Raw genomic sequence first — 15,033 nt, 5'->3', positions numbered from 1 at the left:
CGAATGAGGCTTATGGAAACAAAGCCGAAACCGTGAAATTGGCAGCCTAAATACAACCCTGATCCATCTTAAGTTGGCTGCAAACTGGTCCAAAACGTAGGACCACCTCTGTGCGCAGCCAAATCGACCGCACCCCTGACGACGACACCACGATGCCTTGCTGTTGAAGTTCCCAGGATGCCCGTTTCTGCCCAAGGGCCGGATTCTCAATAGCCAATTCGATCACGGCCTTTTCCACGTGCTCCGGCACGCGGTTCTTCAGGACCGGCTTCTTGCGGCTGAGGTCCATCAGCACCTCTTCCCCGAAGTATGAACAGATCCGTCAGGGCGTCGATCACGGCGACCGAGTTCAGCTTGCGCTTCACTCTAATCGCCAGGCACTCCCGGCTGTGCTCATCAAGGATGTTCAGCGTCCGAAAAGCTTTGCCAATTCCAACAGCCCGAGTTTCGGTTTGATGATCTTCTCCTGAATGCTTGTCATTGATCGACACTCCTTGTTGCGCTCCAAAAGAGCAGAAATGTCAGATCAAGTCGGGTGGTTTACAAATAAGATTAAACTCTAACTGCTTTCTCTTAGAGAAAGATAGGCATGAAGTAGATTTCGTCTCGAATCAGTCTCGCTCTCCTTGCGTGACAGAAGCTCTAACTTGGCGCTCAAGAACTTGCCATTTGCAGTAGACAACGGATTCTGTTCAAGTAGCGTTTTTAACTCCTCAAGTTCATCAAGATTGAGTAGTGCGTATCCGTAGTGTTCAATAATCCTTTGATCATTCGGATACAGAACAGCCCCGAGCTTCCCATATTTCGCAGCCCGATCAAACTGATAAATTCTATTTGACAAAGCAGTTAGGAAGAATAAAAAGTCCGCTTGACTCAACATAATAATAACACCCTTTCATGAGGAACAATTACCCGAAGAATGAGACTAGATCAGAAATACACTTCTGCGCGAAGCGTTAGAGAAGTCCAACAGCTCTTCATCATCTTTCAGTAATTTAGTAACCTGCTCTCCAATTAACTTATTGTTATCCAGGCTCTCAATATCACTAATTAGGTCACAGATTAATCCCTGTATTTCAACGTGGCCCTCAAGGCGCTCAGCAACTCGAACATAGTCCGTGAACGAAAAATTGAAAACATTGGGTGTTAGCTTCATTTGCTTAGGTAGCTTTTCCATTTTTCTAAACCGTTTAAACGAGTTATCCTGTATCTTAGGTAAAGACATTACCGGAGTTGAGTGAGCTAAATCCAGATTTGTGCATTAGGCCCCACGGAGTGACTACGCCAACCGGTATTTTAATCTCTGGATCTTTTAGTTCCAAGCTCGAGAACCCCTTAGTCCTAAGCATATCGCTTGCCGCCAGTGCAGGGATGACCGCAGCCAAACCAGTTTCCTCTACTAACTTCGTCACCAATTCAGCTGAGTTTACGCGCAAGAAATTTTTTGGCTCACGACCGGCCGATTGAAGGTTACCGTCAATTCGCCGTAACGTTGAAGGGCTACTACCTGAATAAACTATTCCCTTTTTACCTATTTCTTTCCAACTGATACTCGTACCTAGATCTATAAGCTTATTGTTTTTGGGTACGATGGCGACGATTCGGTCGGTTGCAATCTGTTTATAGTCATAGAAATCCGAAGAGCCTTCTCCCTCAATGATCCCCATGCAAGCATCTCTATCTCTTATTTTAGTGAAGATATTGGATCGTTCACTGAGTGTGAACTTAATGTTGTCGTTGCCGAACGTGTTGACTAAAGAATGCAGCCAATGCCCATTCAGGGCAGATGCAAATGAATGCTGAACCAATATCTCTTTCTCATTCGCTTCACTGCTAGCAATCTCTTTTACCCTATTTAATTCATATTCGTACTCCGCTATTATTCTTCGAAAAACTTCAACAACTTGATGACCTTTTTCGGTGAGCTTAGTGGAACGAGATGTTCCAGTTCTTTCGAAAATATCACATTGTGTTTGCTCTTCTACCTGGTTCACTATGATCGTAACACCCGGCTGCGAAATCGATTGCTTTGTCGATGCCCGGGTAAAGCTGCCTTCATCCACTGCCGAGATGATTACTTTCATTTTTCGTATACTGATGTTGTTCATTTTTGTCCCCTATCACGGATCATTTTGTACAGTTCCAAGTTAGATTCAGTTTGCGCTTCGTTTAAGTCTATCAGCGAGGTGCTCCGAGCTTCTTGCTCATGGCCTTCAATTTGGTATGCGAGCACAAGGTTTTGTCGAAATTTTTCGTTCTCTAGATTGGATAGCGAAAGTTCGCCAAAATGCCTGATTGCTTCGCGGGTTTTTCCGCTCATCGACAAGGAAAGAGCGTAGTTGTTCCGAACTTTGGCACTCGTCGGATAAGCGTCCAATAATTCACGATAAATGTTTTGCGCATTAAGATGATCGCCATCTAAGTCTAGCGCGACTGCAATTCCATTCTTTGCTTCGAAATTGTTAGGATCAGCACTCAACACCGCCTTAAACTCTTGCGATGCCAACTCGCTTCTATTGTTTGCTAGATGGACTCTACCCTTTCCAACCTTACCCGCCGTTTTTGCGCCGAGCCTGATTGCTGTGTCGTAACTCGCCATCGCCTTTAGATGAGCCCCTTGTCTAAGGTAAGAATCGCCAAGTGCGATCTGAGCCTCAGCAGATCTGGGGTTATCTTTTGTAACTTGTTCAAGAACACTGTAACCTTGAGCATATTGCCCCACGCTAATAAATTGCTCGCCTGCTACGATTTGGGACTGAAACCCGGTAGTACGGTAGTCCTGACTGCAACCGGCACAAATCAAAGCTGTGGTGACTAATAAGGTGGAAAATAACGCTTGGCGCTTTTTATTATTTTTGTCTATGTCTTTCAATGTGCTTATCCTTTTAGGTTTGTAATTTGTTTACACTGAATCACTCTTTTTTCTTGACGAGATATAAGAACCGACTAAAGGTTAACCAATATTATAAAATATTTCTGGGCTAGGGTTTGAACCCGATTTTCGCTGAATCCGCCCCGTGAAATCAGGCCGCAGAGGGGCTAGGCTCAGGATTCATAGCCAGTAGATGATGAAAGCGGCTATGGCGATGGCTCTAGGAAGATCTTCGGACACCTATCGTATCGGGTCGCCACTGTCATGTTCTGGCTATGAAATAACAACGAGCCCTGGCCCTAGAACGCCTGGGGTCGAAGTACGGAAGTATCAAAAGCCCTGCGAATGATCGAAAGCAGGGTAACCACCGGGAATACGTCGCTTTTTGAAACGGTCACTGTCAGAAGTGCCAGCGCGCTCGTGCGGATGGGACAGCAAGTTTTGTTGAACAAATCAGCGGCTTCGAGAAAGCTACCCTGCGCCATATCCAAAACTACATCACAGGCGCGCAAACCGGAACGGACTATCGCATCGACATGAGCAAACTAGCATAAAGAGCCCAAGCTGACTGCCAGTTGATTGCGACTTCGTTCGTAGCGTAACTTTCTTTGTCGTCAACAAACATACGCAAAGGCGGCTGTCCTAAGATCGCCCCGCTGGTTGGGTCGCCCGCCAGATCCATGGAATTGGCGCCCCCGGCAATGAAACCAGGAGGCAATTCTATAGCCCCTGAAACAACCGGTCGCAGATGCGGATTTCGGACTCCTACAGCGTTTGTCACATAGGTCTGGCCCAGCGGGTTGCGGCCATGAAAATAGGGTAGCATGGCTTTTGCTGCACGCGCGAAATTGTCATCACCGCTTGCATTGGACCACATCAACCAATGCCACCCGACTGTCGCCAAGGTCCCGTTTGATCCCCAAGGATAGCCCTCATCGTCCGCCATTGGCAACAACCACGCTGAACGCTGTTGCAACACGCGCCATTTATGCGCGGCCGATTGCAGCGAGCCCTGCACTGTCCGCGCTCCATCTTCCGACAACACATCTCTGATCGAATACAGCGCCCACATGCCAAGCAAGTCCACCTGGCCCCAATAGGTGCTATTTTTCGACGCGTTTAAGACTTCCAGGCGCGTGTTTAATTGCGACTCTGCCGCCGCGATGGCTTCCGAGGATTGGGTCAAAGCGGCCCAGGATGCCAGCGCGAAGAATCGTTCGTCGCTGTCGTCGCTATCTATATATGGGCCACCATATGCGCTTTCGTCATAAAGTCGCTCAATCATGATCAACCCGGGATTTGCGTCGAGCCACAGTAGCGCCCTTTCAGCTGCGACTTTGAATCGTTCCGCGCGTGCTGGGTCGTAGCGCGCCAGTACTCTCGCACCGAGCGCCATAGTCGCGGCAAAATCTGCCGTTGCAGTTGAGGACACAGGCATGAAGTATTTTACCGCAAAATCGTCATGCGGCGCGATATCCAGAAGCGGCCATTCTCGCGTGGTCGCTTTGTGATTTACTCCCCCATCCGGGCCTTGCATCTTGGCCAACCAATCAAGCTGTGCAACGGCAACGTCAATCCAGTCGGGTTTGTCGCTGGCACCGGCCAAAGGTGAAATACTGTGCTCAAGCGCGTCGGGCGCATTCAAACCCGTCAGCAGCATCAACGCCACTGCCCATGATCCATTCACGGTATATTTTCCGTAATCCCCAGCATCATACCATCCTCCGCTCACATCCCGTGTTCCTTCGGACTCAAACACTTTTGCAGCCGCGTCTTGTGGGTGCGCGTCAGGGAAAGGTCCGTTTGGTCCAGCAGTGATCCAGTAAAACGCACCCCAGGCTTCGTCCCGCATCCGAGCCAAGGCTGAACTGTCAGAGGCGACTTGGAAACTTGTCTTACCCTCTATGGATTTCGGGCCGATGCCTGGCGCTGTCAACGTGTAGGAGCCCGGGTCGAGATTCAGTGTAATCCTTGACACAGCAGAACCAGAAGCCGTTGAAAGACGGCGCGGCAATGGTACAGAGATGTCGCTGTCTCCGCCCCGTCCACTTAGTCTGACGATGGCATTGTTCGGCTCCGTTTCAACGCTTGGATCAAATCCTGGCCATTCTATCAAGACCGTCTGAGGATGCCCAGGCAAAAAACCCAAAGACGTGGCCAAGGGGTTTGGGGCAAACACGCGGTTATCCTGTTCAGGCCAGGCGACGATCTTGAAATCCGAAAGTGTCATATCAAATCCCGTCGCCCCAGCTGTCATGAACGCAAACGAACTCAGCCGTGTTGTCGTCTTTGGAATATCCAAAGTAATTGTCTTGGCCGCGCCACCTTGTGGCACCGTTATGAAGCCCTTACCGTCATTGGCGATAACCTTTTCAAATGAGGGCATACCTGTGTCATCCAACGCAGGGGCGGCTTCTTTGCCATCAATCATCGGCTGGAGCAGTTGCTCCCCCCAAAGAGGTGCGTGATTCGACGCAACCGAGACGTCGAATGACAGCATTTTACGCCCATAAGGCAATTCCGCATCAAAATGAATTTGCCAAAAACTGGCATCATTGAAGGCACCGCTCCCGGTATCGCGCAAGCGCAGCCCGTCTTCGACCGGTTCAGGCGCAAGACGTTGTTTTGACCAAAGATCTACAGGCAATTCGGGGACAGGCAAAGTCATCTCAACTGAATCTTCTGAAGATTCTGCTGCTGCAATCGATGCGCCAAACAATCCAAGGGCAAAGGCAAACCGAATGTGAGGTTTTTGGAATTTCATGTGAAGACCCTTGATGAGCGCGGTTTCATAGAGCACACTGGCAAATACAACCGCGTTCATCAACCTTTTTTATGATGTAGTCAGGGAGGATATATTTTCACTATTGTGCGCGATCTTGCTGTGCTGGATGTTCGGCCATGGTAACAATGCTGGATGTTGCAAAGCGCGCTGGCGTGTCCAAAGCGACAGTTTCGCGGGTTCTCAGCAATCCCAAAGTCGTGGATAAGCATACGCGCGCGCATGTTCGAGCAACCATTGAAGAGCTCGGTTATCGCCCCAATGCTGTTGCGCGCGGATTGGCCAGCCGGTCTTCGCGCACGGTCGGCGTTGTTATCAATTGGTTTGCATCGTTCTATTACGGATCCTTGCTGGATGGCGCCGAACACGAATTGGCGTCCGGAGGCTACAAAATGCTTGCCGAATCCGCCCGAGAACGCGTCGATGGCGAACGCGAGGCTTGGACGTCCCTGCTTGAACGTCAATGCGACGCGGTCATCATCCACTCGGACAACTTGAACGATGACGAATTGGGGCGCTGGATGACAGATCACCCCAAATCAGTTCTAATGAATCGCCGGCTGGACCAGTTTCTGGACCGCTGCGTTTACCTGGACAACAGCCGTGGCGGCGCTTTGGCGGCAGCGCATCTCTATGAAAAGGGCCATCGCGATATCGCAATGGTAACAGGGCCTGCCAAATTCTGTGAAGTTCGTGACCGGAGCTTCGGCTTCATCGACTATTTGCAGACCCGCGATCTTACCGCGCATGTCGTCGAGTCCACCTTCAATGACGAAGGCGGCTATCAGGCCATGCAGACCGTGCTGGACAGCACACCCTCCTGTTCCGCCGTTTTCTTTCAGAACGATGAAATGGCCGCAGGTGCGCTGGAAACCTGTCGCGAGCGGGGCATAGACGTGCCCAATGACGTGTCTATGATCGGCTTTGACGACATTCCCACCGCCCGGCATCTGACACCAAAATTGACCACTGTGCGTCAACCTCTCAGGGATATCGGAGCCGCGGCCGGTCGGTTGGCTCTCGCCTTGGCAGAAGAGCAGGTCGAAACAAACGAAATTCAACGTGTTTTCGAAGCAGAGCTCGTTGAGCGCGGCTCTGTTTTGGCGTGCAAGTAACCGGACTCAACAATGAGCCAAAGCGCTCAACTCAGGAGAAAAACCATGAAAAAAACGATCGCGTCAAGCCTAGCGGCCGGTCTTCTGGCGGCAATGGCTTTGCCGTCGCTGGCAGATGGTATTCGCGTTGACGGCTTCCCGCCATTCGATACGCATTTTGACAAGCAGGTGAACGTCTTCAATGAGGCACATCCCGATATCGCCGTCACCTATCAGATGAACGAACATGGGGACCACCACAAGAAGCTGACAACCAATCTCGCGACCCAATCGGGTGCTGGCGATGTCGTCATTGTCGACGTGTCATTTGTCGGGGCATTCATCAATGCAGGTGGTTTCGTGAACTTGTCCGACGCTCCTTACAATGCAGGCCAGTTCAAAGATGGCTTTGTCTCCTATGCTTGGAACCAGGGCCAGGGCTCTGATGGCAACCAATATGGCATTCCAATCGATATCGGTCCGGGCGTTATGTTCTACAGGCGCGACGTACTTGAGTCCGTAGGAGCAGAAATCGACGGCGTGATCTCAGATTGGAACAGCTACATCGAATATGGTCGCAAGCTGAAAGACAAGGGCGTCTATTTGATTGCCGATGCAGGCGATGTGGCGCGCATTATCGTGCGCACCACGCTGCAGGAAGGCGAAGGTCTGTTCTTTGACGCGGACGGAAATTCACTGGTGACGTCCGACCGCTTTGACAATGCGTTCACAATCGCTAAACAGATCCGCGATGAAGGCCTGGACGGTCAGATTGGTGCTTGGACGGGCGAGTGGTATGACGGGTTTAAGAACGGCACCGTGGCCACTCAATTGTCAGGCGCGTGGCTGCTGGGCCATTTGCAAAACTGGATGGCACCGGACACCGCCGGAAAGTGGGGCGCATCTAATTTGCCCGGCGGGATCTACGGGTCTTGGGGTGGTTCGTTCCTGGCCATTCCGGCGCAATCCGAAAACCCTGCGCAGGCTTGGGAGTTCATTAAGTATCTGACAACGCAGCCGGATCCGCAGATTGACAGTCTGAAAGACCTTGGGGCGTTTCCTGTTCTGCTTGAAACCTATGGCGATGCAGCCTTCGACGAACCGCTGGACTTCCTTGCCGGTCAAAAAGCGCGCCGGTTGTTTGCCGACGTCGCCAAGAAAGTGCCCGCAGTCACCCCGATGAAAGGGGACCTGATCGCAGAAGACATTGTTATGAATGGTGCTTTGGCGGAAGTGTTGAATGACGGCAAGGACATTGAACAAGCACTCAAGGATGCAGATCGCCTGCTCAAGCGCCGCATAAAATGACCTCGCGCGCGCCGGATCCGGTGATCCGGCGCGCGAACCCATCGTCAAAAGGCTGTCACTATGGTTGGTTCACCACATAAGGTGTCGCAGGTCGCGCAGACACCAAACCGCGCCCGGGTACGGCGGGCATCCAGACTCGCACCCTGGATCAAGACGTTGACGCCTTGGCTGTTTATATCTCCTTTCGTTATCATCTTTTCCGTTTTCACGGCCTTTCCGTTGTTCTTTTCTGCCTATTTGTCCTTTCAGGAGTGGAACCCGGTCGCCGGTCTGTCGAGTATGCAATTCGTCGGCCTGGAAAACTATCGAACCGCACTGGATGATCCCTGGATGTGGAAATCCTTATACAACACTGCATGGCTCGCGGTGGTGTCCGGTATCCCCCAGCATGTGATTGCAATCCCAGTTGCATATCTGCTTGTGACGGCTGTGCGTGCAGGTGTGCGGCAGGTTTATACCGCGACATTCTTTGTACCTTTCATCACCTCGACCGTCGCCATTTCTCTGATCTTCTACACGATATATTCCGGCAATGCAGGCATCCTGAATCAATGGCTGTTGGCCGCGTCGAAATGGCCGGTGTTTTCTTGGGGGCTTGGCTGGGTCGAAGAGGCCATGCCTATCCGTTGGTTGTCTTCTTCTGATTTGATCAAACCTTCCATCGCATTTGTTGTGATCTGGAAATACACCGGGTTTAATATCGTGATTTACTCGGCGGGCTTTCTGACGGTTTCCAAAGACCTTTACGATGCTGGCAAAGTTGATGGGTGCAACGCTTGGCAGCAGTTCTGGCATATTGCCCTGCCGATGATCCGCCCCTTCGCCTTCTTCGCTGTCACCTTGACCATTATTGGCAACCTTCAGATGTTCGAGGAGCCGTTCGTGCTGACATCCGGCGACTCCGGCGGGGTCGGTCAGTCCGGACTGACAGCGTCCTACTATTTGTATCTGGTCGGCTGGGAATGGCTGGAAATGGGCGCAGCAGCCGCGATTTCTTGGGTTCTGTTCCTGTTCATCGCCATCGCAACCTCGGTTCATTTCTACTTCAACGGACGCAAAGGCATGGGAGGAGACCGCTAATGACAGGCGTTGCGACAAAAACACCGCGCAAAAGCGCACACCGGATAGCATCCCCCAGGATGGCCCGCTTGGCAACCCACGGCCTGATGATTGCAGGCGTGCTGGTCACGATCTTCCCATTTGTCTGGGTCGCCCTCATGGCCACACATTCGCGATCCGAGATCTACTCGTCCCCCCCACCCTTCTGGCTGGGAGACAATCTGGCAGAAAACTACGCCAAACTTATCAATGTGATGCCGTTTTGGACCGTGTTGTTCAACTCACTCTGGGTCTCGGTGGCTGGCACAGCTGGCGCCGTCTTGTTCTGCTCCATGTGCGCATACGGGTTCTTCGCCTATGAGTTCAAAGGCAAGAATATCGTATTTGGCATCATGATCGCCTCAATGATGGTGCCACCCGTTCTGGGCCTGATCCCGTTCTTTCTGACGGTACGCTTTCTGGGGCTGTTGGACACCCATCTTGCAATCTGGTTGCCGGGGATCGCAAACGCCTTCGGAATCTTCCTGATCCGACAATACATGGTGCAATCGATCTCGCGGGACTTGTTGGACGCTGCCAAAGTAGATGGCGCATCAGATTTCCGCATCTTCTGGTCCGTCGTGTTGCCGCTGATTAAACCGGCGTTGGCAACGCTTGGAATCGTGATGTTCATCGGGCTCTGGAACAACTTCTTGACCCCGCTCATCGTCCTGTCCTCACCGGACAAGTATGTTCTGACGCTCGCTCTGCGATCCGTTCAGTCCATCGCGAACTCACCCTGGGGCGCAATCATGCTCGGCACTTTCCTGTCCATGCTGCCACTGCTGATCGCCTTCCTGTTTTTCTCTCGACAAATGATGGCGGGCCTGACCGCCGGAGCCGTGAAAGGTTGACCCTGTGACACGCAAATTCGCAAAAGATCCCGCCGCCCTTGCGGCGCGTTTCCCAAAAGACTTCACATGGGGCGTTGCAACAGCTGCCTACCAGATTGAAGGCGCAACACGCACAGATGGGCGCGGTCCTTCGATCTGGGATGCGTTTTCCAACATGCCAGGCCGGGTCTTTGAGGGACATAACGGAGACATCGCCTGCGATCACTACAACCGCTGGGAGAGCGATCTGGACCTGATTGCCGAACTAGGCATGGATGCCTATCGGTTCTCCATCGCGTGGCCGCGTATCCTGCCACAGGGCCGTGGCACAGTGAACGAAAAGGGCCTGGACTTCTATGACCGGCTGATCGACGGGATGGTCGCGCGCGGCATCAAAGTCTTTCCAACGCTTTATCACTGGGATCTGCCACTGGCCCTAGCAGGCTATGGTGGCTGGACCGACCGCGACACCGCCGAAGCCTTTGCCGAATATAGCGCGATTGTGGTGAAACGCCTCGGGGACCGTATGGATGCCTTGGCGACATTTAATGAACCCTGGTGCTCGACCTATCTGAGCCATTGGATCGGCAAGCATGCCCCCGGCGAGCGGTCGGCCGATGCAGCCCTGGCAGCAGTGCACGTCACCAATCTGGCGCATGGCCTTGGTGTACAGGCCGCACGGGCCGAACGGACCAACATCCAGATGGGGATCGTTCTGAACGCTCAGTCGATATTTCCCGCCTCTGACAGCCCAGAGGATCTCGCAGCAGCCGAACGCTCCTTTCAGTTCCACAATGGTGTGTTTTTCGGACCAATCTGTGATGGCGCCTATGACGCTGAACTTGAGGCGGCGCTTGGCGACAGACTCCGTTTGCAATCGGGCGACATGGAAACGATCAACCAGCCGCTCGATTGGTGGGGGTTCAATTACTATTTCCCAGCCGTGGTCAAAAACGATCCCAAAGCCGAGAACGTGCTGACCGGAATTGGGGCCATGGGCTCTTTCGAGGCGAATGCGGATGCGGCGTCCGACTTTCTGCGAATCCAGGCGCTGCCGGCCACCCGCTCAAACGTACGAACAGATATCGGATGGGAAATCCGCGCCGACGGTATCTCGCATTTACTGCGACAAGTCTACGCGCGCTACGATAATCTCCCACCGGTCTACATCACGGAAAACGGTGCCTGCTTCAATATGGGCCCCGATGATACAGGCGCAGTGGATGACACGCCGCGCTTGAACTATATCGCGGATCACCTCGATGAACTGGTCGGAAGCATCGCAGAAGGCATTCCGCTGAAAGGCTATTTCGCCTGGAGCCTGATGGACAATTTTGAATGGGCCGAAGGCTACAAAATGCGCTTTGGTCTGGTGCATGTCGACTACGACACGCAAGCGCGCACAATCAAGAACAGCGGGCACTGGTATTCAGATGTTGCGCGCGCGCATCGCGCGGCCTGCTCGGAGGCAGCTGAATAATGGCACGCGTAGAACTGGCAAATCTGTCAAAATCCTTTGGTGCTGTTTCGGTCTTGCAAAACCTGAATCTGGTTGTTGAAGAAGGAGAATTCGTGGCCCTTGTCGGGCCGTCCGGCTGCGGGAAGTCCACATTGTTGCGGGTGATTGCCGGACTGGACGAAGCCACCCGCGGCGAAGTCGTTATGGATGACGAAATCGTCAACGACTTGAGCCCACGGGAGCGCAATATCGCCATGGTATTTCAATCCTATGCGCTTTATCCGCATATGACGGTGGAAGAGAATATCGGGTTCAACCTGAGGATCTCCGGAGTACCTAAATCTGAAATCAAGACACGCGCACGGGCTGCTGCTGAAACTCTTGGGCTCAGCAATCTGCTGGACCGCAAGCCGTCGCAACTCTCTGGCGGGCAACGGCAACGGGTTGCGATGGGGCGCGCGATTGTGCGCGATCCGGACGTGTTCTTGTTTGACGAACCCCTGTCAAACCTTGACGCCAAGCTGCGGGCTGAAATGCGTGACGAAATCAAGCGCTTGCATAAAAAGGTAAAAACCACCGCGATCTATGTCACGCACGATCAGGTCGAGGCGATGACTCTGGCGGACAGGATCGTTATTCTCCAAGGCGGTGTCATCCAGCAAATCGGAACACCCTCGGATTTGTACCAAAACCCGGCCAACGCCTTCGTTGCCGGTTTCATCGGGTCTCCTGCCATGAACTTCGTGGATGCAAAGCTAGAGCGTAAAGGCGGACGTACAGAAGCCGTGTTTGAAAATGCCGCGCGCCTGGTTCTGGGCGATGTGCCACAAGACATGCCCGCCGATGTGAAGCTTGGATTGCGTCCGGAACATTTGGCGCTGGCCACGTCAGAGGTTGAGAATGCTATTGCGGGCACGGTTGAACTGGTCGAGCCCACAGGTGCTGTGAATCATCTCAAAATCGCAGTTGGCAGCCAGGAATTGACCGTACTTGACGACACGTTGGCGGAATTGGCGGACCAAGAAGCCGTGCATTTGACAATTGCCGCGGACAAAATCCATGTCTTCCCCAAAAAAGCCTGACGCCATGCTCTACCTAGACCCTAAAAAACCTGTCGCCGACAGGGTCAGCGATCTGTTGGCCCGTATGGAATTGCCGGAAAAACTGGCGCAAATGCACGCGCTTTGGCTTGAGTTGTCCGAAGATGGTGTGCATCGTATGCGCCCGGATGCGTCCAATAACTTCGAAGGCGGTGATCCTGCAAAGGTACGCCAGCTCTTTGCCCATGGTTTGGGACAGATCACGCGCCCCCTTGGCACGATAGGTGTTGCACCGCATCAAGGTGTGCGGGCGTTGAATCGTCTGCAAAAGGATATCGTCGAAGGCACACGGCTTGGCATCCCAGTCATGAGCCATGAAGAATGCCTTTCCGGGTTGATGGTGCAAGGTGCAACACTTTTCCCTTCGCCCCTGTCTTTGGCAGCCAGTTGGAATCCCGATTTAGTCGAACGCATCGGCGCCGCAATTGGCGCCGAAGGCCGCTCGGTGGGGTGTCATCAAGGGTTAGCCCCTGTGCTAGATGTATCGCGCGATGTCCGATGGGGCCGAACCGAAGAGTGTTTCGCTGAAGATCCATACCTAACGGGCCTTTTGGCAACGCGCTATGTACGGGGCCTGCAAGGCGACGATCGTGGGCTGCTGGCAACGCTCAAACACTATGTCGGGCATTCCGCTAGCGAAGGCGGACGCAACCACGCACCGGTCCATCTGGGCCCGCGCGAATTGGCCGATGATTTCATGCTGCCCTTCGAAATGGCCGTCAAGCAGGCCCAGGCCGCCTCTGTAATGCCTGCCTACCACGATATTGATGGCGAGCCCCTGCACGCGTCCCGCCACCTGCTGACCAAGGTTCTGCGGGAACAGTGGGGATTTGATGGGTTGATCGTGGCCGACTACATCGGAATAAGCCTGCTTGAGACACATCACGCAATTGCACACGACAAAGGCGAAGCGGCGGCGATTGCGTTTCGGTCGGGCCTGGACCTGGAACTGCCATCCAACGAATGCACGCCCCATTTGGAACATGCCCTCAAGCAAGGCCAGATCACACTGCATGACATCGACGCCGTCGTTCAGCGACTCCTGTCGGAAAAATTCCGCCTTGGCTTATTTGAGCAGCCCTATGCAGATGAAGGTGCCATCGCCTTGCGCACGCAGGGCGCGATCGAACTGGCCCGCGAAGCCGGGGCACAAGGTGTGACCCTGTTGGAAAACAACGGAACCCTGCCGCTCAGCCCCGCAACCAAAATCGCTGTGATCGGACCAACAGCAAATGACCCACTTGCACTTTTGGGTGACTATGCCTTTCCGGTGCATCTCATCAACAACGATGCCGACACGGATACAGCACATGTCGTAACACCTTTGCAGGGGCTTAAGGCGCAGTTCGGAGCAGAAAATGTGACGTTCGCCCAAGGGTGCTATATTCTGGAAACACGCGGCTCAGGCAACCCGGTCTTTCCCGGTGACATGGCAGATACAGCCAGCCTGGCGCTGAACTCACCGGTCAGCACACGCACAGATCTGATTGCGCACGCTGTGCAAACCGCGAAAGCGGCCGATGTGACCGTTCTTTGCGTTGGCGATCTATCAGGCATTTTCCAGACCGGAACCGTTGGCGAAGGGTCTGACGTTGACACGCTGGACTTACCGGGCGTGCAGCAACAGCTTCTGGATGCCCTTCTGGATGCCGGCCAAGCAGTGATCGTCGTGATGTCCAGTGGCAGGCCCTATACGCTCGGCAATCGGGAAAAGGATCTGGCCGCATTGCTCGTGACACATTTTAGCGGCGAACAAGGCGGACATGCCCTTGCAGACGTCATCTCCGGAGCCATGGAACCATCAGGGCGCCTGACCTTGTCAACACCGCGCAGCGCCGGAGCCTGCCCCTATCACTACAACCACAAATTCAAAAGTGCAGGCACACCCATCGCACGGCATTTCGGCAGCGATTACCCCTTTGGGCACGGCTTGTCATATACCAATTTCAACTATCGTGACTTGGAGCTAAAGGCAGAGCGCATTCCTAATGCCGAAGGAGAGCTGCACTTATCCTTCACAATCCGCAATAATGGAGAACGTAAAGGTGTTGAGGTACCGCAACTATACGTGCGTGACCAGGTCGCGTCTTTGGTGCGACCGATCAAAGAGTTAAAGTGTTTTGCCCGCGTAACGCTTGACCCCGGACAGCAAGCCAGGGTTGAGTTTGTTGTGCCCACCGATATGTTGAATTTCTCCGGAAGCTCAGGCGCCCGGATCGTGGAGCCCGGCACGTTTGAATTAATGATCGGCGCATCCAGTAGTGATATTCGACTCAAAGATACGATTGAAGTTACGGGCGAAGTACATGTGCTATCTCAGAATTGGCGAATGGAAAGCCACGCAAAAGTGATAGTTCAAGCGTAAGCTGAATGGGAGGCATTGCCAATTTGTTTGCCAGCGGTTGCAGAGAGCCTTTGCTGGCGCGGTCAGGCGGTCAACTCGAGAGCATAGTCATTCCAAAGTTCGTGCGCGACCGATCGGGCGTG

Annotated in this window: 10 protein-coding genes and 2 pseudogenes; 7 read left to right on the top strand and 5 right to left on the bottom strand. The window is 53.2% G+C overall.

What is annotated here, in order from left to right; all coding sequences use genetic code 11:
* Nucleotides 1-103: 103 nt before the first annotated feature.
* The 5 genes and pseudogenes from ABLN87_RS21190 to ABLN87_RS21170 all read right to left on the bottom strand — a co-directional run.
* Nucleotides 104-286 (bottom strand): annotated as a pseudogene (locus ABLN87_RS21190) (IS481 family transposase); the annotation flags it as partial.
* Nucleotides 279-428 (bottom strand): annotated as a pseudogene (locus ABLN87_RS21185) (IS3 family transposase); the annotation flags it as partial. The pseudogenes ABLN87_RS21185 and ABLN87_RS21190, both read right to left, overlap by 8 nt.
* 783 nt (nt 429-1,211) lie before the next feature.
* Complete coding sequence (locus ABLN87_RS21180) at nt 1,212-2,108, bottom strand: LysR family transcriptional regulator (RefSeq protein ID WP_353014022.1); 897 nt, start codon at nt 2,106-2,108, stop codon at nt 1,212-1,214.
* On the bottom strand, nt 2,105-2,872 hold the full coding sequence (locus ABLN87_RS21175) for a tetratricopeptide repeat protein (protein ID WP_353014020.1): 768 nt from the start codon (nt 2,870-2,872) through the stop codon (nt 2,105-2,107). The genes ABLN87_RS21180 and ABLN87_RS21175 overlap by 4 nt, the downstream gene beginning before the upstream one ends.
* Before the next feature lie 523 nt (nt 2,873-3,395).
* Nucleotides 3,396-5,696: a glycoside hydrolase family 9 protein gene (locus ABLN87_RS21170; RefSeq protein ID WP_353014018.1), complete on the bottom strand. Its 2,301-nt coding sequence runs from the start codon at nt 5,694-5,696 to the stop codon at nt 3,396-3,398.
* Between the two features lie 77 nt (nt 5,697-5,773).
* On the opposite strand from ABLN87_RS21170, the gene ABLN87_RS21165 reads away from it, so the two are divergent.
* From ABLN87_RS21165 to ABLN87_RS21135, 7 genes are all read left to right on the top strand, one after another.
* Complete coding sequence (locus ABLN87_RS21165; protein WP_353014016.1) at nt 5,774-6,769, top strand: LacI family DNA-binding transcriptional regulator; 996 nt, start codon at nt 5,774-5,776, stop codon at nt 6,767-6,769.
* Between the two features lie 45 nt (nt 6,770-6,814).
* A complete protein-coding gene (locus ABLN87_RS21160; protein ID WP_353014014.1) occupies nt 6,815-8,056 on the top strand; it encodes an extracellular solute-binding protein in 1,242 nt (413 codons plus the stop codon).
* Between the two features lie 60 nt (nt 8,057-8,116).
* A complete protein-coding gene (locus tag ABLN87_RS21155) occupies nt 8,117-9,136 on the top strand; it encodes a carbohydrate ABC transporter permease (protein ID WP_353014012.1) in 1,020 nt (339 codons plus the stop codon).
* 68 nt (nt 9,137-9,204) lie between these two features.
* Complete coding sequence (locus ABLN87_RS21150; RefSeq protein WP_353014010.1) at nt 9,205-10,008, top strand: carbohydrate ABC transporter permease; 804 nt, start codon at nt 9,205-9,207, stop codon at nt 10,006-10,008.
* Nucleotides 10,009-10,012: 4 nt separating this feature from the next.
* Nucleotides 10,013-11,467 carry a family 1 glycosylhydrolase gene (locus tag ABLN87_RS21145; protein WP_353014008.1) on the top strand — a complete coding sequence of 485 codons (1,455 nt, stop codon included), beginning with the start codon at nt 10,013-10,015 and terminating at the stop codon, nt 11,465-11,467.
* Entirely contained in the window at nt 11,467-12,528 is a 1,062-nt protein-coding gene (locus tag ABLN87_RS21140; RefSeq protein ID WP_353014006.1) for an ABC transporter ATP-binding protein, read from the top strand. Before ABLN87_RS21145 ends, ABLN87_RS21140 begins: the two co-directional genes overlap by 1 nt.
* Complete coding sequence (locus ABLN87_RS21135) at nt 12,506-14,911, top strand: glycoside hydrolase family 3 N-terminal domain-containing protein (RefSeq protein WP_353014004.1); 2,406 nt, start codon at nt 12,506-12,508, stop codon at nt 14,909-14,911. Before ABLN87_RS21140 ends, ABLN87_RS21135 begins: the two co-directional genes overlap by 23 nt.
* Nucleotides 14,912-15,033 lie beyond the last annotated feature (122 nt).

Source organism: Ruegeria sp. SCP10 (assembly GCF_040329495.1).
Classification (GTDB): domain Bacteria; phylum Pseudomonadota; class Alphaproteobacteria; order Rhodobacterales; family Rhodobacteraceae; genus Ruegeria.
The sequence above is the reverse complement of the archived record's forward strand: the minus strand, read 5'-3'. Positions and strand labels throughout refer to the sequence as shown.